Source organism: Actinomadura sp. CNU-125 (assembly GCF_001942465.1).
Lineage (GTDB): Bacteria > Actinomycetota > Actinomycetes > Streptosporangiales > Streptosporangiaceae > Spirillospora.
The window spans coordinates 33413-56215 of sequence record NZ_MKJY01000277.1 but is presented as its reverse complement, the minus strand read 5'-3'; the positions used below and the strand labels follow the sequence as shown (position 1 = coordinate 56215).

The 22803-nt window shown below is 71.0% G+C and carries 25 protein-coding genes and 3 pseudogenes; 11 read left to right on the top strand and 17 right to left on the bottom strand.

Translation table 11 applies throughout. The features are described 5' to 3' along the window. Positions 1-15 precede the first annotated feature (15 nt). From BJF79_RS28585 to BJF79_RS28540, 11 genes are all read right to left on the bottom strand, one after another. Complete coding sequence (locus BJF79_RS28585; protein ID WP_075901997.1) at positions 16-960, bottom strand: STM4015 family protein; 945 nt, start codon at positions 958-960, stop codon at positions 16-18. Positions 961-989: 29 nt separating this feature from the next. Beyond that, on the bottom strand, positions 990-1928 hold the full coding sequence (locus BJF79_RS28580; protein ID WP_075901995.1) for an STM4015 family protein: 939 nt from the start codon (positions 1926-1928) through the stop codon (positions 990-992). Positions 1929-1953: 25 nt separating this feature from the next. Then, on the bottom strand, positions 1954-2877 hold the full coding sequence (locus tag BJF79_RS28575; protein WP_075901993.1) for an STM4015 family protein: 924 nt from the start codon (positions 2875-2877) through the stop codon (positions 1954-1956). A 73-nt stretch (positions 2878-2950) separates the two neighbouring features. Next, positions 2951-3898 carry an STM4015 family protein gene (locus tag BJF79_RS28570; RefSeq protein ID WP_075901991.1) on the bottom strand — a complete coding sequence of 316 codons (948 nt, stop codon included), beginning with the start codon at positions 3896-3898 and terminating at the stop codon, positions 2951-2953. Further along, positions 3895-4788, bottom strand: coding sequence for an STM4015 family protein (locus BJF79_RS28565; RefSeq protein WP_075901989.1), 894 nt, complete (start codon positions 4786-4788; stop codon positions 3895-3897). Before BJF79_RS28565 ends, BJF79_RS28570 begins: the two co-directional genes overlap by 4 nt. Further along, positions 4785-5564 carry an STM4015 family protein gene (locus BJF79_RS28560; RefSeq protein ID WP_158079318.1) on the bottom strand — a complete coding sequence of 260 codons (780 nt, stop codon included), beginning with the start codon at positions 5562-5564 and terminating at the stop codon, positions 4785-4787. Before BJF79_RS28560 ends, BJF79_RS28565 begins: the two co-directional genes overlap by 4 nt. After that, positions 5516-5665: a hypothetical protein gene (locus BJF79_RS55970; protein WP_158079317.1), complete on the bottom strand. Its 150-nt coding sequence runs from the start codon at positions 5663-5665 to the stop codon at positions 5516-5518. Before BJF79_RS55970 ends, BJF79_RS28560 begins: the two co-directional genes overlap by 49 nt. Before the next feature lie 91 nt (positions 5666-5756). Then, positions 5757-5960 carry a hypothetical protein gene (locus BJF79_RS65865; RefSeq protein WP_316043462.1) on the bottom strand — a complete coding sequence of 68 codons (204 nt, stop codon included), beginning with the start codon at positions 5958-5960 and terminating at the stop codon, positions 5757-5759. An 836-nt stretch (positions 5961-6796) separates the two neighbouring features. Continuing rightward, entirely contained in the window at positions 6797-7633 is an 837-nt protein-coding gene (locus tag BJF79_RS28550) for a MetQ/NlpA family ABC transporter substrate-binding protein (RefSeq protein ID WP_075901985.1), read from the bottom strand. A gap of 15 nt (positions 7634-7648) precedes the next feature. Continuing rightward, a complete protein-coding gene (locus BJF79_RS28545) occupies positions 7649-8305 on the bottom strand; it encodes a methionine ABC transporter permease (protein WP_075901983.1) in 657 nt (218 codons plus the stop codon). Next, on the bottom strand, positions 8302-9357 hold the full coding sequence (locus BJF79_RS28540) for a methionine ABC transporter ATP-binding protein (RefSeq protein WP_075901981.1): 1056 nt from the start codon (positions 9355-9357) through the stop codon (positions 8302-8304). Before BJF79_RS28540 ends, BJF79_RS28545 begins: the two co-directional genes overlap by 4 nt. Before the next feature lie 756 nt (positions 9358-10113). Here BJF79_RS28540 and BJF79_RS55965 point away from each other — a divergent pair. Continuing rightward, positions 10114-10860: a hypothetical protein gene (locus BJF79_RS55965; RefSeq protein WP_075901979.1), complete on the top strand. Its 747-nt coding sequence runs from the start codon at positions 10114-10116 to the stop codon at positions 10858-10860. Beyond that, entirely contained in the window at positions 10800-11597 is a 798-nt protein-coding gene (locus BJF79_RS57430; RefSeq protein WP_075901977.1) for a class I SAM-dependent methyltransferase, read from the top strand. Before BJF79_RS55965 ends, BJF79_RS57430 begins: the two co-directional genes overlap by 61 nt. Here the strand turns inward: BJF79_RS57430 and BJF79_RS28525 are convergent. The 4 genes and pseudogenes from BJF79_RS28525 to BJF79_RS28510 form a co-directional block, all read right to left on the bottom strand. Beyond that, positions 11513-12119: pseudogene (locus BJF79_RS28525) on the bottom strand (response regulator). The gene BJF79_RS57430 and the pseudogene BJF79_RS28525 sit on opposite strands and share 85 nt — an antisense overlap. A gap of 441 nt (positions 12120-12560) precedes the next feature. Then, positions 12561-12842 (bottom strand): annotated as a pseudogene (locus BJF79_RS62015) (histidine kinase); the annotation flags it as partial. Positions 12843-13330: 488 nt separating this feature from the next. After that, positions 13331-13951, bottom strand: coding sequence for an ATP-binding cassette domain-containing protein (locus tag BJF79_RS28515; RefSeq protein ID WP_262402702.1), 621 nt, complete (start codon positions 13949-13951; stop codon positions 13331-13333). Positions 13952-14041: 90 nt separating this feature from the next. Continuing rightward, complete coding sequence (locus tag BJF79_RS28510; protein WP_075901974.1) at positions 14042-15205, bottom strand: lactate 2-monooxygenase; 1164 nt, start codon at positions 15203-15205, stop codon at positions 14042-14044. Positions 15206-15369: 164 nt separating this feature from the next. On the opposite strand from BJF79_RS28510, the pseudogene BJF79_RS28505 reads away from it, so the two are divergent. Then, positions 15370-17849, top strand: a pseudogene (locus tag BJF79_RS28505) (DNA topoisomerase (ATP-hydrolyzing) subunit A). Positions 17850-17887: 38 nt separating this feature from the next. Here BJF79_RS28505 and BJF79_RS28500 read toward each other — a convergent pair. Continuing rightward, positions 17888-18382, bottom strand: a complete 495-nt coding sequence (locus BJF79_RS28500; protein WP_075901972.1) for a MarR family winged helix-turn-helix transcriptional regulator — start codon at positions 18380-18382, stop codon at positions 17888-17890. Between the two features lie 108 nt (positions 18383-18490). Here BJF79_RS28500 and BJF79_RS28495 point away from each other — a divergent pair, with 108 nt between their 5' ends. Together BJF79_RS28495 and BJF79_RS28490 are read left to right on the top strand one after the other, a co-directional pair. Continuing rightward, a complete protein-coding gene (locus BJF79_RS28495) occupies positions 18491-18928 on the top strand; it encodes a MarR family winged helix-turn-helix transcriptional regulator (protein ID WP_075901970.1) in 438 nt (145 codons plus the stop codon). Between the two features lie 15 nt (positions 18929-18943). Continuing rightward, positions 18944-19357 carry a nuclear transport factor 2 family protein gene (locus BJF79_RS28490; protein ID WP_075901968.1) on the top strand — a complete coding sequence of 138 codons (414 nt, stop codon included), beginning with the start codon at positions 18944-18946 and terminating at the stop codon, positions 19355-19357. A gap of 39 nt (positions 19358-19396) precedes the next feature. Here the strand turns inward: BJF79_RS28490 and BJF79_RS28485 are convergent, their stop codons facing one another. Further along, positions 19397-20173 carry an ATP-binding protein gene (locus BJF79_RS28485; protein ID WP_262402705.1) on the bottom strand — a complete coding sequence of 259 codons (777 nt, stop codon included), beginning with the start codon at positions 20171-20173 and terminating at the stop codon, positions 19397-19399. A gap of 175 nt (positions 20174-20348) precedes the next feature. On the opposite strand from BJF79_RS28485, the gene BJF79_RS28480 reads away from it, so the two are divergent. The 6 genes from BJF79_RS28480 (at position 20349) to BJF79_RS28455 (ending at position 22682) form a co-directional block, all read left to right on the top strand. Continuing rightward, on the top strand, positions 20349-21203 hold the full coding sequence (locus BJF79_RS28480) for a helix-turn-helix domain-containing protein (protein ID WP_075902011.1): 855 nt from the start codon (positions 20349-20351) through the stop codon (positions 21201-21203). A gap of 2 nt (positions 21204-21205) precedes the next feature. Next, on the top strand, positions 21206-21418 hold the full coding sequence (locus BJF79_RS28475; RefSeq protein WP_075901964.1) for a DUF397 domain-containing protein: 213 nt from the start codon (positions 21206-21208) through the stop codon (positions 21416-21418). A gap of 18 nt (positions 21419-21436) precedes the next feature. Continuing rightward, on the top strand, positions 21437-21646 hold the full coding sequence (locus tag BJF79_RS28470; RefSeq protein WP_075901962.1) for a DUF397 domain-containing protein: 210 nt from the start codon (positions 21437-21439) through the stop codon (positions 21644-21646). Between the two features lie 24 nt (positions 21647-21670). Continuing rightward, positions 21671-21895, top strand: coding sequence for a DUF397 domain-containing protein (locus tag BJF79_RS28465; RefSeq protein ID WP_075901960.1), 225 nt, complete (start codon positions 21671-21673; stop codon positions 21893-21895). Beyond that, positions 21892-22143, top strand: a complete 252-nt coding sequence (locus BJF79_RS28460; protein ID WP_316043461.1) for a DUF397 domain-containing protein — start codon at positions 21892-21894, stop codon at positions 22141-22143. Before BJF79_RS28465 ends, BJF79_RS28460 begins: the two co-directional genes overlap by 4 nt. 77 nt (positions 22144-22220) lie before the next feature. Further along, a complete protein-coding gene (locus BJF79_RS28455; protein ID WP_075901958.1) occupies positions 22221-22682 on the top strand; it encodes a GNAT family N-acetyltransferase in 462 nt (153 codons plus the stop codon). The last annotated feature ends 121 nt before the right edge of the window (positions 22683-22803 follow it).

Genomic DNA, 22803 nt, shown 5'->3' with positions numbered 1-22803 from the left:
TCGCTTCGGCTCGGGTCATTCCGACACCGCGATGAAGAAGTCCCGGTTTTCGTGGTCGCCCAGCTCCTCGGACCGGTCGGCCATGCTCTCGCCGGTGAAATCGAAGTCGATATCGACGCCGGGCAGCGCGGCCTTCGTCCGGGCCACCATCGCGTCGCTCAGGTAGTGGTGCCTCAGGTCGAGCTTCCGCAGGTGGGTGAGGGGCTGCCCGGACAGCAGCGCCTCCGCGCCCCGGTCGGTCAGGACGCCCAACGACAGTGCCAGCGACTCCAGCCGCGGCACTACCGGGGCGGACCCGATCGCGTCCGCTAGCTCGTCGAGCATCGGGGTGTTCTGCAGTCCGATGTGCCGCAACGAGGGGAAGCGCGCCCCGGCGAGGAACGGCTGGACGTCCGCGACCGTCGCGTCACCGCCGCGTTCCCCGATGCCCAGCCACAGGTCGAGGTGCTCCAGGTTCGGCAGCTCGCTCGCCGCCACGGCCCGCACCACCTCGGCCGGGAGCCCTGCGGACTCGAACCGCAGCACCTTCAGCGACTCGCTTCTGAAGGGGTACAGGACCAGGTCCTCCGCGCCGCGGACGTCCAGTCGCTCCAGCCCCGGGAACGCTCGGAGCACCGGCGTGAGGTCGGTGTGCATGATCCAGGACAGTTCCGCCTCTTCCAGGACGATGTCACCGATGAACAGCGACTTCAGGTTCGGGAAGGACGCGGCCGCGTCGGTCAGGACCCGCACGGGGAAGGGCTCCATGTCCCAGAACCCGATGACGAGCGCGGTGACCTCGGCGGTGTCGACCGTCTTCACGAAGCTTTCGAAGGCCGTCCGGAACGCGGGCCCGCCGGTCTCGGCCACGCACCAGGCCACTTCGCCCGGCGCCGGCGTCTCGCCCTCGCCGGTCGCGTCGGCACCGTGGGCGAACACCGGGAGCCCCGCATACTCCTCCAGATGCTCATTGATCGTCATGCTTCTCCCTCACGCCGTCGCCCGCCTGCTCATTCGGCCACCTGGACGTAGAAATACGCCCCTTCGGGATCTCCCTGGTCCCCCAGGTCGATCTCGACGCCGGGCAGGGCGTTCCGCAGCCGCGCCATCATCGCATCGGACAGGAAGTGATGATGCAGGTCGAGCCTGCGCAGGTGGGTGAGGGGCTGCCCGGACAGCAGCGCTTCCGCGCCCGTGTCGGTGAGCATGCCGCGCGCCAGGCCGAGCGACTCCAGCCGCGCCACGACCGGCGCGGCCGCGACCGCCGCCGCGATCTCGTCCTGCCATTCCGCGTTCTCCAGGCCGAGGTGCCGCAGCGACGGGAACCGCTCCCCCGACAGGACGGGCGCCAGGTCGTCCATCGACACGTCGCCGCCGTAGGCGTTCACGCCGATCCACAGGTCGAGACGCCGCAGGTTCGGCAGGCCGCACGCCGCCACCGTCCGGACGGTCGACGCGGGCAGCCCGCCGGATTCGAACCGCAGCACCTCCAGTGCGTCGCTCTCGAACGGTTCGAAGACGAGCCCGTCGGAGCCTCGGACGTCCAGGCGCCGCAGGCCCGGGAAGGCGCGCACGATCGGCGAGATGTCCCCGTGCACGATCCAGGAGATCTCCGATTCCCCGGCCGTGATCTCGCCGAAGAACAGGGAGTCGAGCTTGGGGAAGGAGGCGGCGGCCTCGGCCAGGAGCAGCGCCGGGTAGGTGACGTCGTCGGACTCGCCCCAGTAGCCGATGAGCAGCGCCGTGACCTCGGTCGTGTCGACGGACGCGCGGAACATCTCCCACACGTCGTCGAACCGTTCCTCGTCGAAATCGGACGTCACGCGCCAGGCCGCCGCACCGGCGGCGGGCAGGTCGGGGAGGTCCGCCGCGTCGGCACCGAGCCGCTCCTGGTCGAACCGGAACACCGGCAGCCCCGCGTACTCTTCCCGCTCGTCCCAGATGCCCATCTTCGCTCCTCAGCCGCTCACGGGGTCATTCCGACACTTCGATGTAGGGCTCGTCGCGGCTCGCCGCCTCCAGGTGGATCTCGACGCCCGGCAGCGCCGCCTTGATCCGCGTCTGGATCGGCTCGGAGATGAAGTGGTGGTGCAGGTCGAGTTCCCGCAGGTGGGTGAGGGGCTGGCCCGCGAGCAGCGCCTCCGCGCCGCGGTCGGTGAGGGTCCCCATGGCCAGGCTCAGCGACTCCAGCCGCGCCACCACCGGCGCGCCCGCGACCGCCTCGGCGATCTCGTCCTGCATCTCCGAGTCCTCCAGGCCGAGGCGCCGCAGCGACGGGAAGCGGTCGCCGGACAGGATGGGCGCGAGGTCGGCGACGGTCGCGTCACCGCCGTAGTTCTCGGTCCCGAGCCACAGGTCGAGGTGCGCGAGGTTCGGCAGGTCGCTCGCCGCCACCGCCCGGACGATGCCCGCGGGCAGCCCGCCGGACTCGAACCGCAGCGTCCGCAGCGACTCGCTCTCGATCGAGTCCAGCGAGAGCCCGCTCTCGCCCTGGCCCACCGCGCCCCGGACTTCCAGGCGTTCCAGGTCCGGGAACGCCCGGAACAGCGGCGAGATGTCCTCGTGCTCGATCCAGGAGATCTCGGCTTCCTCGAATGTCATGTCGCCGAGGAAGAGCGACCGCAGGTTGGGGAACGACGCGGCCGCCTCGGCGAGGAGCGGCACCGGGTAGTCATAGTTCTCGTCGTAGCTCGCACCCCAGTAGCCGATGACGAGCGCGGTCACGGCGGACGTGTCGACGGTCGCGCAGAAGCGCTTCCACACGTCGGCGAACGGTTCCTCGTCGAACGCGGTCGCCACCCGCCACGCCACCGGCCCGGCGGGCGCGCCCGCGTCGTCGTCCTCCCCGAACACGACCACCGGAAGGCCGACGTACTCGTCCAGGTTTTCGCCGATCATGCTGTCCCTGCCTTCTTTTCGTTCCGTCCGCCATGTCCTACCAGGCGGGACGGACAGTTCACGACTCGTCCGATCATTCCGACACCGCGACGTAGGGCGCGGCCTCGTCGTCGTCCGGGTCGTCGTACGGGTCCTCGTCGTCCTGGTCCTCTCCGGCGGACAGGTCGACCTCGACGTCCGGCAGTGCGGCCCGCACGCGCGCCGTCATCGCCTCGGACAGGAAATGATGATGCAGGTCGAGTTTCCGCAGATGGGTGAGCGGCTGCCCCGCCAGCAACGCCTCCGCGCCACGATCGGTGAGCGTCCCCATCGCCAGGCTCAGCGACTCCAGCCGCGCCACCACCGGCGCGGCCGCGACCGCCTCGGCGATGTCGTCCTGGATCTCCGCGTCCTCCAAGCCCAGATGCCGCAACGACGGAAACCGCTCCCCCGACAGGAACGGCGCCAGATCGTCCACGGTCGCGTCGCCGCCGTACCAGTCGATGCCCAGCCACAGGTCGAGATGCTCCAGGTTCGGCAGGTCGCTCGCCGCCACGGCCCGCACGACCTTCCCGGGCAGCCCGCCGGACTCGAACCGCAGCGTCTTCAGCGACGCGCTCTCGAACGGATCGATCTCGAGGCCGGCGGCGCCGCGGACCTCGAACCGCTCCAGGCTCGGCAACGCCTTGAAGATCGGCGCGAAGTTCGCGTGCTCGATCCAGGAGATCTCGGCTTCCTCGAACGTGAGGTCGCCGACGAACAGGGCCTTGAGGCGGGGGAACTCCGCCGCCTCGGTCATGAACGTCGGGCTCATGGCGCAGCCGCCGCCCCAGTCTCCGATGACCACCGCGGCGACCCGGGCGGGGTCCACCAGCTCCGCGAACCGCGGGAAGATCTCGCTGCCTTTCAGGCCGTAATCGCCCTCGATGCGCCAGGCGACCTCGTCCGGCGCCGCCGTTCCGGCGCCCGCACCGGGCGCCTCCGGATCGAACCGCACCACCGGCAGGCCGGCGAAGACTCGCAGATGGTCACCGACGGTCATTCGGACACTTCCACGTAATACCAGTTCTCGCCGTCGTAGTTCTCTGCTTCCTGCCGGTCGCTCAGGTCGACCTGGACGCCGCGCAGCGCCGCTTCGACCCGCCGCGTCATGTCCTCGGACAGGAAGTGGTGGTGCAGGTCGAGTTCCCGCAGGTGGGTGAGGGGCTGCCCCGCGAGGAGCGCCTCGGCGCCGCGGTCGGTCAGCGCGCCCCTCGCCAGGCTCAGCGACTCCAGCCGCGCGACGACCGGCGCGGCCGCGAGCGCCTCGGCGAAGTCGTCCTGCTCCTCGCTGTTCTCCAGGCCGAGGCGCCGCAGCGCGGGGAACCGCTCCCCCGACAGGACGGGCGCGAGATCGTCGGCGGACACGTGGGTCGCCCCGAACCACACGTCCAGGTGTTCCAGGTTCGGCAGGTCGCCCGCCATCACCGCCCGGACGATCGCGGCGGGCAGCTCGCTCGACTCGAACCGCAGGACCTTCAGCGACCCGTGCCCGACCGGATCGAGGGCGAGGCCGTCGGAGCCGCGGACGTCCAGGCGTTCCAGCGCAGGGAACGCCGGGAGCAGCGCCGACATGTCCTCGTGCTGGATCCACGACATCTCGGCGAGGTCGTAGGTGATGTCGCCGAAGAACAGGGACCGCAGGTTCGGGAACGCTTCGGCGGACTCCAGCAGCATCGGCAGCGGGTAACTGAACGTGCCGGGCCCCCAGTGGCCGATCACCAGGGCGGTGACCCCGGCCGGGTCGACGGTGCGGAGGAACTTCTCCCATTCCTCCGGGAAAATGTCGTCGTGGCCGGTTCCCACTTTCCACGCCACCGGCCCGGTGGGCGGATCGTCATCGGCCGTGACGACGGGCAGGCCCGCGTACTCGGTCAGGGACTCGGAGATCACTCTCCGACCTCGACGTAGAACTCGCCCTCGTCCGACTCCTGCCGGTCGTCCACGTCGACTTCGACGCCCGGCAGCGCCGCACGCACGCGCGCCATCATCGGCTCGGACAGGTAGTGGTAGCTCAGGTTGAGTTTCCGCAGGTGGGTGAGGGGCTGGCCGGACAGGAGCGCCTCGGCGCCGCGGTCGGTGAGCGTGCCCATCGCCAGGCTCAGCGACTCCAGCCGCGCCACGACCGGCGCGGCCGCGACCGCCTCGGCGATCTCGTCCTGGAGTTCGGAGTCCTCCAGGCCGAGGTGCCGCAGCGACGGCAGGCGTTCGCCGGACAGGATCCCGGCGAGGTCGTCGACGGCCGCGTCACCGCCGTACGCCTCCTCGCCGAGCCACAGGTTCAGGTGCGCGAGGTTCGGCAGGTCGCTCGCCGCCAGCGCCCGGACGACGCCCGCGGGGAACCCGCCGGACTCGAACTGCAGCGCCGTCAGCGACGCGTGCCCGACCGGCTCCATGACCAGGCCGTCCGCACCCCGTACCTTGAGCCGCTCCAGGTTCGGGAACGCTTCGAGGAGCGGGGTGATGTCGCCGTGGTTGATCCAGGAGATCTCCGACTGCTCGGCCGGGATGTCACCGAGGAAGAGGGAGTGCAGCTTGGGGAAGGACGCGGCGGCCTCCACCAGCAGCGGCACCGGGTACTCGTAGATGGTGTCGTAGTCGGCACCCCAGTAACCGATGGTCAGCGCGCGACCCGCGTGGTGTCGACCGATTCGCAGAAGCGCTTCCACACCTCGCCGAACGGATCGCCCTCGAACACGGTGGCCACCGTCTCGTGCGTGCCGTCGCCGCGCCGGAACGCGGAGAAGTCCGCGGCGTCAATCTCCTGCATGTTCTGGGGTTCCCCTCGATGAATGCGCTGGTTCGCTCTATCAAGACGGCGAGACGATCAAGCCGGTTCCGTCCGTTCCGGATCGCGCGCGTCACTCCGACACCGAGACGAAGAACTCGCCTTCGTCCGGCTCGTGCCGGTCGGAGAGGTCGATCGGGACGCCGGGCAGCGCGTCTCGTACGCGCGCCATCATCGGCTCGGACAGGTAGTGGTGGCTCAGGTCGAGTTCCTGCAAGTGGGTGAGGGGCTGGCCGGACAGGAGCGCCTCGGCGCCGCGGTCGGTGAGGACGCCCATCGCCAGGCTGAGCGTGGCCAGCCGCGCGACGATCGGCGCGCCCGCGACCGCCGTCGGCGATCTCGTCCTGGAGTTCGGAGTCCTCCAGGCCGAGGTGGATCAGCGCGGGCAGCCGTTCGCCGGACAGGACGGGCGCGAGGTCGGCGACGGTCGCGTCGCCGCCGTAGCGCTGCTCGCCGAGCCACAGGTCCAACTGCTCCAGGTTCGGCAGGTCACTGGCGGCCACCGCCCGGACGACGCCCGCCGGGAGCCCGCCGGTCTCGAACCGCAGCAGCTTCAGCGACGCGTGCTCGACCGGCTCCATTTCGAGCCCGTCCGCACCGCGGACCTCGAGGTTCTCCAGGTTCGGGAGTGCCCGGAGGAGCGGCGTGAGGTCGCGGTGGTCGATCCAGGAGATCTCGGATTCCTCGGGCGTGATGTCGCCGAGGAAGATCGACCGCAGCTTCGGGAACGAGGCGGCGGCCTCCGCGAGCAGCGGTACCGGGTAGGTGAAGTCGGCGTCGTACTCGACGCCCCAGAAACCGAAGACGAGCGCCGCGATCTCCGTGGTGTCGACGGACGCGCGGAACGCCTCCCACAGGTCGCGGAACGGCGTCTTGGTGCAGCCGGTCGAAAGGCGCCACGCCACGTCGCCGGGGGCGGGCAGGTCGGGAAGCTCCGTCGCGCCGTCGTCGAGACGGTCCGGCCCGAACTCGAATACGGGCAGGCCCTCGTAGTCGCCCAGATGCTCCCAGAGCGCCATCGAACCCCCTTGAACGAATTTGTCCGCCCTGTCCTATCAGGACGGGCGGACAAATCGCGGCGCTTCAGGAGAACGCGGATTCAGGATCGGATGATCAGGAGGTGGCGGCCGTTTCCCCGGTCGCGATCAGGACCGAGCCGTTGTACTTGCCCTCCACGAACTCGGCGACCTCCGGCCCCTGCAGCAGCTCGACGAGCTTCTTGACGCGCGGGTCGTCCTTGTCCTCCGGCAGCGTGACGACACCGTTGGCGTACGGGTTGCCCTCGGCCTTCTCGGCGGCGAGCGCGTCGTTCTTCGGCGTCAGCCCCGCCTCGATGGCGTAGTTGCCGTTGATGACGGACAGGTCGACGTCCGGCAGGGAGCGGGGCAGCTGCGCGGCCTCCAGCGGCTTGATCTCGAGCTTCTTCGGGTTGTCGGCGATGTCCTGCTCGGTCGCGCTCGTCGGGGCGTCCGGCTTCAGGGTGAGCAGGCCGTTGTCGGCGAGCAGCTTCAGCGCGCGGCCCTGGTTGGCCGGGTCGTTCGGGACGGCGACGGTCGCGCCCTCCTTCACGGCGTTCAGGTCCTTGACCTTCTCGGAGTAGATCCCGAGCGGCTCAAGGTGGACCGGCGCGATCCACTCCAGGTCGTCGCCCGCCTTCTTCTCGAACTCCTCCATGAAGGGGACGGTCTGGAAGTAGTTGGCGGTGACCTGCTGCTCGACCAGCGCGGTGTTGGGCTGGTTGTAGTCGTTGAAGGTGACGATCTCCAGTTCGAGCCCGGCGTCGGCGGCCAGCTCGTCCTTGACGTACTGGAGGATCTCACCGTGCGGGACGGGGTTGACCGCGACCTTCAGCGGCGCGTTCGGGTCGTCGGACGCGCCGGACGAGCCGCAGGCGGTCAGGCCCGCGAGCAGCCCGAGGGAGGCGACGGCGACGGAAATCTTGCGAAGCACGACGAGTGCCTTTCTCTAGCGGTGGGTGAGGCGGCGGGCGACGAAGTCCCCGACCGCCTGGATGATGAGGACCAGCACGATCAGCAGCACCACGGTCGCGACCATCACGTTGGTCTCGAAGCGCTGGTAGCCGTAGACGACGGCGAGGTTGCCGAGGCCGCCGCCGCCGACCGTCCCGGCCATGGCGGTGTAGCCGATCAGCGCGATCACGGTGACGGTCAGCCCCGACACCAGCCCGGGGCGCGCCTCGCGCAGCATCACCTTGCGGACGATCTCGCGGCGCGTCGCGCCCATCGCGTCCGCCGCGGCGATCACCCCGGGGTCGACCTCGCGGAGCGCGATCTCGACGAGCCGCGCGTAGAACGGGATGGCGCCGATGGTGAGCGGGACGATCGCCGCCTCGTTGCCGATGCTGGTGCCGACCACGATCCGGGTGAACGGGATGATCGCCACCATCAGGATCAGGAACGGCAGCGACCGCCCGATGTTGACGATGACGCCGAGCACCTTGTTGACCGGCGGCGCGGGCAGCAGGCCGCCGCGTTCGGTGACGACCAGCAGGACGCCGAGCAGCAGCCCGAACACGGCCGTGAACAGGGTGGCGACGCCCGTCATGTAGAGCGTCTCCCAGGTGGCCGGCCACAGCAGCGGCATGACCTCGTCCCAGCTCATCGGGCGTCCTCCTCGGCGGTCGGGGACTCGGCGGTCGGGGACTCGGTGGCCGGGGACTCGGGAGCGGCGGGTTCGCGGACTTCGACCGACAGGCCCGCCTCGCGCAGGAACGCGAGCTGCGCCGCGTTCGCCGACGGTTCGCCGGGCAGTTCGAGCTGCAGGCGGCCGACGCGTTCCCCGGCGACCGTCTCGACGGCGCCGCCGAGGATGTTGACGTCCAGCGAGTACTTGCGGGCCAGCGCGGACACGAACGGCTCCTCGGTGGCGCCGCCGACGAACGTGACCTCGACGACGGTCGACCCGGCGCGGGGCTCGGCGGGCGGCAGCGGGAACAGGCCCCGGGCCAGCTCCGAGCCCGGACGGGCGAGCAGTTCGGTGACCGGGCCGGACTCGGTGAACCGGCCCGCGTGCATGACGGCGGCCGAGTCGCAGATCCGCTTGACGACCTCCATCTCGTGGGTGATCAGCAGGACGGTGAGGCCGAGCCGCCGGTTGAGGTCGCGCAGCAGTTCCAGGATCGAGGCGGTGGTCTCGGGGTCGAGCGCCGAGGTCGCCTCGTCCGACAGCAGCACCTTCGGGCGTCCGGCGAGTGCGCGGGCGATGCCGACGCGCTGCTTCTGCCCGCCGGAGATCTGCGCCGGGTACGCCTTGGCGTGCTCGGTGAGCCCGACGAGGTCGAGCAGCTCGGCGACGCGCGCCGTCCGCTCGGCGCGCGGGACGCCCATGACCTCCAGCGGGAACGCGACGTTCCCGGCGACCGTGCGGCTGCCGAGCAGGCCGAAGTGCTGGTGGATCATGCCGATGCCCTGGCGGGCGCGGCGCAGCCCGGCGCCGCGCAGGGCGAGCAGGTCCGCGCCGTCGATCAGGACGCGGCCCGAGTCGGGACGCTCCAGCAGGTTGACGCAGCGCAGCAGGGTGCTCTTCCCGGCGCCGCTGCGGCCGAGCACGCCGAACACCTCGCCTTCGCGGACGGTGAGGTCGACGCCGTCGACGGCGGTCACCTCGCGTCCTCGGGCGCGGTAGACCTTTCGGAGTTCTTCGATCTGGATCACAGAGAATCAACCCGTGCGGACAGGCGCCGCCGGTGGGCGGCGGGTGCGTGCGGATGGGGCGTGCTGATCGGGGCCTGCTGGCCTGGGCGTGTCGGCCTGGGCGTGTCGGCCGGGCCTGTTCGACCGGACGGCGGGCGCGCGAGGTTCCCGGAGCCCGCGGCGGACGCTCGTCCGCTCGTCCGGCCCGGTCAGGCGAGGCCGGGCGGGTACGGGGCGTGGCTCAGCAGGTGGCGTTCGATGATCATGCGTGACTCGGGGTCGGAGTTCGCTCGCTTCGGGGCGCGAGGCTCAGGCGGGGGCCCTCAGCGGTCACACATTCGACGGCAGCGCGCACACCGCGGGGCCCGCGACATCTGCGGGCGGTGCTCTCGGCACGGGCGTACGGCGGTCATGTCAGCAGTTAATCCGGGAAACGCGGATGACGCAAATCAACCAGAAAGCACCACGAACCAGCTATCCGCCGGACATCCCACTATCGAGCCGCCATCGAGGGACACTCCACGTGAGCACCATCACAGCAGGAGAGGATCGTCACAAACCCCCACATCGACACCCGAACAACGATTTGGTGACGGACGGCTTGCGAAGCGCTGACGGGAGTGGGCCAGACGGATGAAACCAGACGAGCCGGACCTCTAGAGTGATGCAGGCGCGGGAGCCCGCTCGCACGCGGACCCCCGGGCCCTGCTCGCAACTGCCTTGCCTGCAGCCCCCACCTGCAAGAACGCCACGCCCGCACGATCAGAGGTCCCCCACATGTACGACCACAAGGTGCACGAGGAGTGCCTGCGGCTCCTGCGGGACGGCCTGCCCGACCCCGCCCCCCAGTCCGTCGACGACGGACTGGACTTCCTTCCGCTCGGGGTCGACCGCGACGGCGACGTCGCCGTCGTCACGTTCCTGCAGTGGGGCGACGGCGGGACCGTTCCACTCATCGAGGGCTGGACCTTCCACCAGCGCGACGGCGAGTGGATGGAGATCGGCGGCGCCGCCGGCTCGGCCCCCGACGAGCCCCTCGCCCGCCGCTCGTCCGGTGAGATGGGCCGCCACCTGCAGAAGTACGGGACGGGACGGACGGTCCGCAACGCCAACCGGCTGCTGCCGTGGGGCGCCAAGTGGGTGAGCGAGGCCCGGCTGCGCGCGTCCGCCGACGTCGTGCGGGTGCGGGTCGGCAAGCGGCTCCTGGACGTGCCGCCGCACGGGCACGTCGCCGTGGTGTGGGGCGCCCGCCGCGCGCCGGTCGCCGAGGCGCTCGCCGACGACGGCTCGGCGCTCGTCACGCTCGACCTCGCCCCGCGCCCGCCCCCGCCCGCGCGCAGTCCTGAGCCGGGCGCGCGCACCCCGTCCCCGCGCACCCCGTCCCCGCGCACGCCGTCCCGACGCACGCCGTCCCGACGGCGCGGCGACGCTTCCCCGCGCCCCGGGCCGGGCAGACTTCCGGCATGGCCGTGGACGCCGACTACGACGCCGATCCCGAGCGCTTCCGCCTCGCCGCGCGGGTGACCCGCCGGTACCTGATCGGCGCGCGCAGCCTGCACGATCACGTCGCCGCGAAGCTGCGGGCGGCGGCCCCGTCGCGCGTCCTGGACGTCGGCTGCGGGGAGGGCGCGCTGAACGGCGCGCTGCCCGGTTCGCCGCCGTTCCGGCTCGTCGGCCTGGACGCGTCGGCGGAACTGCTGCGCGCCCATCCCGGCCCGGCGGTGCGCGGCGACGCGGCGCGACTGCCGTTCGGCGACGGGACGTTCGACGCGGTCACGGCCGTGAACATGCTGTACCACCTGGACGATCCGGTCCCGGCGCTGCGCGAGGCGCGGCGCGTGCTCGCGCCCGGCGGGCTGCTACTGCGTCCGCGATCAGCCGCGCCGACAGCCCGAGCTGGCGCCCGTCTGGTGCCCGCCGCGCACCCCGTTCGACGCCGAGGACGCGCCCGCGCTCGTGTGCGCGGTGTTCGAGGAGGTCGAGGTCGAACGCTGGGACGCGCCGCTGATCACGCTGCCGCACCGCGCCGCCGTCCGCGACTACCTGATCGCGCGGCAGGTCGCGCGCCCGGACGCGGAGGCGGCCGCGGCGCGGGTGCCGACGCCGCGGCCGGTCACCAAGCGCGGCGCGCTGATCGTCGCGCCGGGGTTGAGCGGCCCGCGAGAGCCTCCGGACGTCAGAGCCAGCCGAGGTCGCGGGCGGCGCGCACGGCGGCGTGCCGGTTGTCGGCGCCGAGCTTGGTGACCGCCGCCGACAGGTAGTTGCGGACCGTCCCCTCCGACAGGCCGAGGCTCCGCGCGATCTTCGACACCGGGGCGCCGTCCGCCGCCGCGCGCAGCGCGTCCAGCTCGCGCGGGGTCAGCGGGCACTCCTCGGCGGCGAGCGCGTCCACGGCGAGCTGCGGGTCGATGTACCGGGCGCCGTCCGCGACCTGCCGGATCACCTCCGCGAGCCGCGCGCCCGGCGCGTCCTTGCCGAGGAACCCGCGCACCCCGGCGGCCATCGCGCGCCGCAGGTTGCCCGGCCGGCCGTGCGCGGTGACGATCACCAGCCTGCAGGCGGGCAGGTCGCGGGCCAGCCGCTCGGCGGCGGCGAGCCCGTCCAGCCCCGGCATGTCGATGTCGAGGACGGCGGCCGTCCGGTTTCAGCGCGAGCGCCCGGTCGACGGCCTCGTCGCCGCGGCCGACGTCGGAGACGACCTCGATGCCGTCCTCGGTCTCCAGCAGCAGGACGAGCGCCTCCCTGATCAGCAGGTGGTCGTCGGCCAGCAGGACCCGGATCACGCGTCTCCCTCCACCGGCGCGGCGGGCAGCGCGGCCGTCACGCGGAACGTGCCGTCCCCGGCCGGGCCCGCGCGGAACTCGCCGCCCGCCGGCGCGCGATCCGCTCGGCGAGGCCGGGCAGGCCGCTGCCCGCGTCCCCGGTGGAGCGGCGCGCGGCGCCGTCGTGACGATCTCGACGTGGACGCCGCCGCCGTCCGCGCGCACGCTGATCTCGCACCAGCTCGCGGTGGAGTGCCGCAGGACGTTCGTGGCGGCCTCCCGCGCCACCCACCCGAGCGGTTCGTGCACGTGGGCGGGCAGCGCGGGCGACACCTCCGGCGGCTCGCACCGGATGCCCGCCGCGCGCAGCACCGCCGACATGCCGTCCAGCTCGGCGGCCAGCGACGTCGCCCGGTAGCCGCGGACGACCTCGCGCACGTCGCGCACCGAGTCGCGCGCCATCCGCTGGATCTCGGCGAGTTCCTTGCGGACGCGCCCGCCGTCGCGGTCGAGGTACCGTTCGGCGACCTCGGCGCGCAGCGCCACCGCCTGCAGGCTGTGGCCGAGCACGTCGTGCAGGTCGCGGGCGAACCGCTGCCGCTCCGCGCCGACCGCCGACCGGGCCAGCTCGCAGCGCGCCTCGCGGAGTTCCTGCACGACATGGAACAGCCAGACCGTGACGTATCCGGAGAAAGCGGCGAGCGGCACGCCCAGTGCCTCGTACAGCAGCGCCAGCGCGGGCATGCCCAGCAGCAGCCCGTAGACCGGCGTCAGGACGGTCGCCGCCGCGGCCACCGGGACCGCCTCGCGCACCGGCAGCACCACCGCGATCAGCCCGGACGGGACGAGCAGCGCGTTGCCCCACCCCTGGTCGACGCCCAGCAGCGGGGCCGTCCAGCACGCCAGGACGATCGCGGCGAAGCCGGCCCGGTGCGCGGGACGGGTGCGGCGCATCAGGTTCAGCCACAGCAACCGGGCGTATCCGGCGAAAACCGCCGCGACCCCCACGAGACCGGCGGTGAACCCGGCGGCGTCGCGCGCGCCGACCGCCTCGTCCCACAGCGCTGGCGCCATGAAGCCGCTCAGCGTGAGCACCGTCATCCCCACGATCGTCGCGGCGATCACCGTGGGCCGCGGAATCCAGGGCTGCACGCGCCCAGCGTACGTGCCCGCCACGCGACCGGGTCAGGCCGCGCGCGGGCGGGCGGCGAGCCGGGCGGAGTCGCGGCCGGTCACCAGCCGTCCCTCGGCGAGGACGCGACCCGATCGGCGCGGCACGCCTCGCCGGGGTCGCGGGTGGTGAGCACGACGGTGGTGCCGTGCGCGGCCAGGCGGCGCAGCACCGACCGCACCTCGCGGGCCGCACCGGCGTCGAGGCCGGCCGTCGGCTCGTCCAGAAGCAGCGGGTCGGAGCGGCCGACGAGGGCGAGCGCCAGGTCGAGCCGCCGCCGCTCCCCCGGCGCCAGCCGCTCGAACGGCATGTCGGCGGCGTCCGCGAGACCGACGCGGGCGAGCGCGTCCGCGCGGTCAGCTGGGTCGAGCGTCCAGCGCCGCCACGTGTCGACGATCTCGGCGACCGTCAGCCCCGGGAACAGTCCGCCGTCGCGCCAGACGGCCCCGCCGCGCGCCGCGCCACGGTCGGCGTACGGGTCGGCGCCGTGCACGCGGACGGTCCCGGCCGTGGGCCGCCGCAGGCCCGCGAGCAGTTCGAGCAGCTCGGTCTTGCCCGCGCCGTACCGGCCGAGCACCGCGTAGACCTCGCCGGACGCCACGGTGAAGGCCACGTCACGCGGGCTCCGGTGGGCGGCGTCGCTCAGTTCCAGTCCGCGTACCTCGATCACGGGTGCCTTCATGCCGTCCATGCTTCCCGCGCGGGACGCGGGCGGCAGTCACGGGCATCAGGAATCGCCGGTGAGGAACCCACGGGCGACCCGTGACATTTGTCAGGGTCCGGCGAGGATCTGCGGGCCGATCTCCTCGGGACGGGCGATTCCGGCGAGCGCCATCGTCAGCTCCATCTCGGCCTGGAAGCACCGCAGGACGTGCTGGACGCCGGCCTGCCCGCCCAGCGCGAGCCCGTAGGCGTACGGGCGCGCCAGCAGGACGGCCTTCGCGCCGAGCGCGAGCGCCTTCACCGCGTCCGCGCCCGTCCGGACGCCGCTGTCGAACAGCACGGTCGTCCGGTCGCCGACCGCGTCGACGACGCCGGGGAGCGCGTCGAGGGACGCGATCGCCCCGTCCACCTGCCGTCCGCCGTGGTTGGAGACGATCACGCCGTCCATCCCCGCGTCGACGGCCCGCCGCGCGTCGTCGGGGTGCTGGATGCCCTTGAGGGCGATCGGGCCGTCCCAGTTCTCGCGGAGGAACACCAGGTCGTCCCAGGTCAGCGACGGATTCCCGAAGTTGGCGATCCAGTGCAGCAGCGCGGTCTCGCGGTTGGCGTCGGTGACCGGCCCGCCCACCGCCCGCTGGAAGACGGGATCGCTGAAGTAGTTCGCGACGCCGATGCCGCGCAGGAACGGCAGGTATCCCTGGTCGAGGTCGCGGGGCCGCCACGCCATCGTGAACGTGTCGAGGGTGACGACCAGGGCCGTGTAGCCCGCGGCCCTGGCCCGTCCGAGGAAACTGGCGGCGAGGTCCCTGTCCTTGGGCCAGTACAGCTGGTACCAGCGCGGACCCTCGCCGTTCGCCTCGGCCACCGCCTCCATGTCGTAGGACGCCGCCGTGCTCAGCACCATCGGGACGCCTTCGGCCGCCGCCGCGCGCGCCACGGCCAGTTCCCCGTCGGGATGCATGATGGACAGAACGCCGATCGGTCCGAGCAGTACGGGGGACGGCATCTCGGTGCCGAACACGTTCACGGACAGGTCACGTTCTGCGACGTCCCGGAGCATCCTGGGGACGATCCGGTGACGATCGAACGCGTCCCTGTTGGCACGCGCGGTCGCCTCGCTCCCGGCCGACCCCGCCACATAACCGAATGCTTGGGCCGACAGCGCGCGCTCTGCACGACCCTCCAGTTTCGTGAGGTCGGTGGGCAGGGACGGGGTGACGTCACCGAGACCCTGCAGATAGATCGAGTTCTGGAAGTCGGCCAGTCCGCTCACGAAACGTCCTCCTCGCGGTTCGTTCCACCCGGAATGATCGCAGACCGGCGTGGTCGCGATGCCCGCTCCGAACACGCTCGTCCACAGGCGAAAGATGACAGGATCCCCGAGACGTCCGGGTGGCATGTGCACAACTGTCTCTGGGACCGGCCACAATAAGGCGCATGGCACGACGCGGATCCCAAGCCCCTCCACCGCCGCCGGACTTCGAAGAGAACATCGTCGACGTCGATGTCTCCGAGGAGATGCGCGGCAGCTTCCTCGAGTACGCCTACTCGGTCATCTACCAGCGGGCGCTTCCGGACGCGCGCGACGGGCTCAAGCCCGTCCAGCGGCGCATCCTCTACTCGATGAACGAGATGGGGCTGCGTCCCGACCGCGGGCACGTCAAGTGCGCCCGCGTCGTCGGCGAGGTCATGGGCAAGCTGCACCCGCACGGCGACAGCGCCATCTACGACGCGATGGTGCGGATGGCGCAGCGCTGGGCCATGCGGATGCCGCTCGTCGACGGGCACGGCAACTTCGGCTCGCTCGGCGGCGACGACATGCCGGCCGCCATGCGGTACACCGAGGCCCGCATGACCCGCGAGGCCATGCTCATGGTCGGGTCCATCGACGAGGACACCGTCGACTTCCGGCCGAACTACGACGGCCAGGAGCAGGAACCCGAGGTCGTGCCCGCGGCGTTCCCGAACCTGCTGGTGAACGGCGCGTCCGGCATCGCCGTCGGGATGGCCACCAACATGGCCCCGCACAACCTCGACGAGGTCGTCGCCGCCGCCCGGCACCTCATCGACCACCCCGACGCCACCCTCGAAGACCTGATGAGGTTCGTCCCCGGACCCGACCTGCCCACCGGCGGCAAGATCGTCGCCTGGACGGCATCCGCGACGCCTACGAGAAGGGCCGGGGCACCTTCCGCACCCGCGCCACCACGACGATCGAGAACGTCACGCCCCGCCGCAAGGGCATCGTCGTCAGCGAACTCCCGTACGCGGTCGGGCCGGAGCGCGTCAAGGCCAAGATCAAGGAACTGGTCAACGCCAAGAAGCTGCAGGGCATCGCCGACCTGAAGGACCTCACCGACCGCAACGTCGGCCTCCGCCTGGTCATCGAGATCAAGAACGGCTTCAATCCCGAGGCCGTCCTCGCCGACCTCTACAAGCTGACGCCGATGGAGGAGACCTTCGGCATCAACAACGTCGCCCTGGTCGACGGGCAGCCCCGCACCCTCGGCCTCCGCGACCTCCTGCAGGTCTACATCGACCACCGCGTCGAGGTCGTCCGGCGCCGCTCGCAGTTCCGCCGCAAGAAGCGCGAGGACCGCCTCCACCTCGTCGACGGCCTCCTGGTCGCCCTGCTCAACATCGACGAGGTCATCCGGATCATCCGGGAGAGCGACGACGCCGCGCAGGCCAAAGAGCGCCTGATGCAGACCTTCGAGCTGTCGGAGATCCAGTCGCAGTACATCCTCGACACGCCGCTGCGCCGCCTCACCCGCTTCGACAAGCTCGAACTCGAGAAGGAGAAGGAGCAGCTCGCGAAGGAGATCGCGAAGCTGACGGCGATCCTGGAATCGGAGCGCAAGCTCCGCAACCTCGTCTCCAGGGAACTCGCCGAGGTCGCGAAGGAGTACTCGACGCCGCGCCGCACGGTCCTCATCGAGGCGTCCGGACAGCAGGCCGTCGGCGCCGTCCCGCTGCAGGTCGCGGACGATCCGTGCACGGTGCTCCTGTCGTCCACGGGCCTCCTCGCCCGCACCCACGACGCGTCCCCGCTTCCCGACAGCGGACCCCGGGCGCAGCACGACGTCCTGATCTCCGCGGTCCCCGCGACCGTCCGGGGCCAGGTCGGGGCCGTGACGTCCCTCGGCCGGATGATCCGCATCGAGGTCGTGGACCTCCCGACCCTGCCGCCCACCGCCGCGCCGCCGTCGCTGGCCGGAGGCGCCCCGGCGACCGAGTACGTCGACCTCGAACCGGACGAGACGATCGTCGGCATCGCGTCCGTGAACGAGGTCGGCGGAGGTCTCGCCCTCGGCACCGTCCAGGGCGTGGTCAAACGGGTCGTCCCCGACTTCCCGCACAACCGGGACGAATTCGAAGTCATCACCCTCAAGGACGACGATCGAGTCATCGGCGCCGTCCACCTGCAGTCCGAGGACGATCACGTCGTCTTCATCACGAACGACGCACAACTGCTGCACTTCGCCGCCTCGCTCGTCCGCCCGCAGGGCCGGATGGCGGGCGGCATGGCGGGCATCAAGCTGGGCGCGGACGCGCACGTCCTGTGGTTCGGCGCCCTCGACCCGTCCCGCGAGGCGCGGGTGATCACGATCTCCGGTTCGTCCTCGGCCCTGCCGGGCACGCAGACCGGCGCGATCAAGATCGCCGATTTCGCGGACTTCCCGTCGAAGGGAAGAGCCACCGGAGGCGTCCGCTCGCACCGGTTCCTGAAGGGCGAGGACGTCCTGCTCCAGGCGTGGGCGGCCCCGACACCGCTCCGGGCGGCGGGCCCGAACGGCAAGCCCGCCAACCTCAACGCCCCGCTCGGCCGCCGGGACGGCTCGGGCGACGAACTCGACACGACGATCACCACGATCAGCGGCCCCCTCGGGCCGCCCCCGGAGAACTCCGAGGAGTGACGCGACGGGCCGGGCCGAAAGGCCCGGCCCTTTCCGTGTCAGTCGACCGGTGACGCCTGCGCGTGGTGGTCCCGCAGGCGGGTGAGCAGCCCCACGAACTGGGCGCGCTCGTCGGGGAGCAACGGGGCGAGCAGTTCCTCGTGGAGATCGTCCATGACCCCGTCGAGGCGGCGCAGGTGCCGGCGGCCCTGGGCGGTGATCGTGATGACGTTGCGCCGCCGGTCGCCGGGATCGGGCGCCCGCTCGACGAAACCGCGCTCGGACAGCTCGTTGAGGACGCCGACCATGTCGCTGCGGTAGATGCCGGTGCGCCGGCTCAGCGTCGCCTGGCTGCCGGGACCGTATTCGTGCAGCGAGGCGAGCACGGCGTAGTGCCACTTGCGGGCGTCCACCCGGGCCAGCCCCTCGCTCACCAGCCGATCCGACTGTCCGGACACCTGTGCCAGCAGCCGGCTGGCCCGCCGCCGCAGCCTGTCCGGAGTCCGGATCTCGCTGTGGTCGGGCATGTCCCCTGCTTCGACTCTGCCGGTCATGGCGCCGATCCTACCCTCTTGCGTTAGTCGGACTAACGATGTAACTTCGTTCATGCCATAAACGTTAGTGGGACAAACGTTAGTCACGGAAACAAACCTGGAGGCATCATGACGACCACCGCCCAGACCTTCGGCTCCGCGCTCATCGGCCAGACCGAGAAGGCGCTCAACGCGATCCTGGACCGGCAGCTCGCCGGGTCCGGCATCACCGAGCCCCAGTGGGTGACCCTCACCCTGACCGTGACCGGCGGCGGAGCCGTCGACCGCGCCGAACTCGTCCGCCGGGTCAGCGGCGCGACGCAGTTCGACCGGGCATCGGTGGCCGAACGCATCGCCGAGCTGACCGCCGCGGGTTTCCTGCGCGACGACGACGGCGGCGTCCAGGCCACCGACGAAGGACGGGCGCGCTGGACGCAGGTCCGCACCGCGCTCGGCCCGATCACCCAGGGCCTGTGGGGCGACCTCCCGCCCGAGGACCTGGCCGCCGCGGGCCGCGTCCTGAACACCGTCCTGGCCAGGGCAAACGCGACCCTGGCCGCCTCCTGAACGAAAGGGAAGACCATGCCCACCGACACACTGATCACCGACCGCATCGAGATCGCCGACCTGCTCACCCGCTTCGCGCTCCTGCTCGACGAGAAGCGGTGGGACGACGCCGACACCGTCCTCGCCGAGGACGTCACGGTGCACTCCCCGCGCGGCGGCGAACTCAACGGCCTGGACAAGGTCGTCGGCTTCATGCGCCAGGACGAGGTCGACGGAGACCACACCCAGCACACGACCACCGACCTCTTGGTGGACGTCGACGACGACCAGGCGACCGCCTCGGCGAACTCGACCGTGTACTACTACCGCGACGGCCGGGCGCCGCACTTCACCGGCGGCCTGCGCCAGCGCTACGCCACGACCCGTACCCCGGCGGGCTGGCGCATCCGCGAGGTCTGGATCAACCCCGTCTGGACCCGCGAGAGCTGACCGTTCCGGGCCGGAGGCGGCTCGGCCGCCCCCGGCCCCTCACGCGTCGAGATCCTCCCCGCACCGGACGATCTCCTCGGCGACATCGGCGAGGTCGGACATCGCGAACTTGCGCGTCCCCACCGGCGGCAACGTCACCGAGACTCCCCCGTCCCGCGCCCACGCGGTGATCCCGGCCCGAACCGACAGGACGGCCATCCCCCACCCGACGCTGAGGTGCGTGCGCTCGATCCCCTGCGCGGCCAGCATCCGCGCCAGCTCCCGGACGGTCCGGATGCAGTCGTCGACGGGCGCCACCGGCAGGCGTCCGGGCAGGCCGAAGTAGACGACCTTCCCCGGCACCGGCGCGAGCCCCAGCGACGATCGGCTCCGATGGAGCCCCCACCGGCCCCCGTGCTCGCGCACCAAGGCATCGACGATCTCCAGCCCTCGCCCGCCCTCCGCCCCGGCCTCCGGCCGGAGCGCCCCGCGGGGCGGTGCCCCGATCCACGACCCGGAGTCGAACACCTTCACGACGAGCTCCGTCCCGCTCTCCCGCCCGTAGATCCGCACCTCCGGCAGCCCGACCGTCGGGGTGATGCTGAGGACGCGACCGCCCAGCGTGTGCACGAAGACGTTCGTCGCCAGCTCGGAGACCATCGTCACGGAGTCCTCGACGAGCCCGTCCGGAAGGCGGAGTTCGGCGAGGACGTCCCGCACGAACCGTCGCGCCACCGCAGCGCACGTCCCGTCCACCGGCAGCGTCCGCACGGCGCACCCGCCCCGCCGCACCACCTCCGCCCCCGAGCCTGCATCACCAGACCCCTGCCACACCATGACCACCACCCGTACTCGGTCCCTGCGAAGCGAACACACTAAGAGTCATCGTCCGATCGCCCCTCGTGATAGAGGGGACTATTCACGATCGCGAACCATGACACAAGTCCTTTGGAATAATTCCTTGCCGGGGCGTCCAGCCAAGCATGAGATCAAGCCATAGAGTGAGGTGTTGATGTCCCGAGAGCACAGTCCGACCTTCCGCCGCCGGTTGCTTGCCCGCGAGCTACGGAAGATTCGCCGCGACCGCCGACTGACGAACACCCAGGTCGCCCAAGCCATGGACGTCCAACAACCGTGGATCAGCCGTATCGAAACAGGCACACGGGGCATCCAAGTTAAAGATCTCAAACGCCTTCTCGACTTCTATGAAGTCGAAGCGGGTGAATATCGGGACAAACTAGTCACTCTCGCCAAGGAAGCGCGCCAACGAGGCTGGTGGCACGCATACCTTGACGTACTTCCACCCCAGTACGCCGAGTACATCGGACTGGAGGCCGAAGCCTCCGAAGTCATGAACTTCGAGCCGCTGTCCGTCCCCGGCCTCCTCCAGACCGCCGACTACGCACGAGCGATGATGTCGGGCGCCTTGACCGAGATGAGCGAGGAGGAGATCGAGCGACGCGTCGAAGTCCGGACCGCCCGGCAAACCCTGCTGACCGAGACCCCCTCGCCTCGCCTTTGGTTCATCATCGACGAGGCCGCCCTTCGCCGCGTCGTCGGTGGCCCGGTCGTGATGCGCGCCCAACTGCGCCACATCCTCGAACGTGCCAGGCTCCCCCGGGTAAAGGTCCAAGTACTGCCGCTGGCCGCTGGAGCGCACCCTGGGACCGCCGGTTCGTTCGCGATCATCCGCTTCGCGGAGACGTCGGAGCCGATCTCCTATATCGAAACCATTGCGGGCGATCTATATTTGGACAAACCCGAGGAAATGCAGACATGCAACCTGGCCTGGTCGTTTCTGACCGCCAAGGCGATCGGCCCGGCCGAGTCACTCGACCTGATATCCAGAGTCGCGGAGGAGTACTAGCCATGCCTCAGCCCCCCATCGACGCCACCTCTCTCACCTGGCGCACGAGCAGCCACACCCAGGCCAACGGACAGTGCGTCGAACTCGCAAAAACTCCCGGAGTCCGCCTCGTCAGGGACTCCAAGGACCCGGACGGCCCGATACTCACGTTCACCCCACGCGCGTGGTCGTCCTTCCTCACCACCATCAAGACCGGCATCCACAACCTCCACTGACCACGTCAGAGGGAAAGCATGACCACTCCGGCCGAGTCGGCACTCAACTGGCGCAAGAGCTCTTACTCGGCGCAGGGCGCCACGTGCGTCGAGGTTGCGGAAATTTTCGCAGTCGGACACGTCGTTCGCGACTCCACGGATCCCAATGGGCCCACGCTAGCCCTCACCCCGCACGCCTGGACCGCCCTCCTCACCACCGTCAAAACCGGCGCCCACGACCTCCCCTGACGACGTTCGCTACAGGTAAAGAGCATGGTCGACCAATTGACATCGCCGTTCGCGGCTTCAAAGCCCACCTGGCGCAAGAGCAGCTACTCCCAAGGCGGCGGCACGGAGTGTATCGAGGTCGCGGAGATAGTCGGGCAACACCTGGTACGAGACTCGAAGGACCCGAACGGCCCCTGTCTCACCGTCACCCCTCATGCCTGGGCCACCCTTCTCACCCGCATCAAGACCGGTGGTCACGACCTCCCGTGACCCCGCATCGCTATAGGGAAACCAGCGTGGCCAAGCGCTCGCAACCGTTTTTCGCTACTTCGAAACCCAACTGGCGCAAGAGCCATCACTCCGCGCAAGGCGCAGATTGCATTGAGGTCGCGGATATCGCGGGGCGGTGTGCGGTGCGGGACTCCAAGGATCCCAAGGGGCCCACGCTCGCCCTCACCCCAAGCACCTGGGCCGCCCTCCTCTCCCAGATCAAGTCCGGCGGCCACGACCTCGCCTGATTCCCCACTCGCGGCCTTGGCGTGCGGAGCCGTCCGACAGCCGGGCCACGGCGGGCGCGGGCTGCGATACTGCACGCGTGGACGTCAGGCTCGCCGGTGAACGGGACGAGCCCGGGTTCGTCGCCTTGGCCGCACAGGTCGAGGACTGGTTCGGCCCCATGGTCGAGGACCCGGGCTTCCACGCGGCCGTCGCCAAGCACGTTCGCCGGGGCACGGCCCTGGTCGCCACCGAAGGGGCCGATGTTCTCGGCGGGTTGTTCATGGGAGGCGAGCACCCGACCTACCACGTCCACTGGCTCGTCGTTTCCGAACGGGTGCGCGGGCGAGGCGCCGGTCGGGCGCTGATGGCGGACGCGATGGGACGGTTCGTGCGCGTCCCCGCGACCGTGGAGGTCGTGACCTTCGGGGCCGACCACCCCGGCGCGTCCGCGAGCGGCGCCCGGGTCTTCTACGAGCGGCTCGGCTTCGCCCCCGCCGAGACCGCGGAGCCGGGCCCCGAGGGCGGTTCCCGCCAGGTCTACCGCAAGACGATCTCCTGACGACCGGCCCGGACGCGACGCGCGGGATCGGGCACGATCATCCATCCCGCCCGGTTATAGATGCAGGTATTGGACGCTGAAACCGGCCGTCGGAGAGGCTTGCCGCCGTGAGCGAGCAACG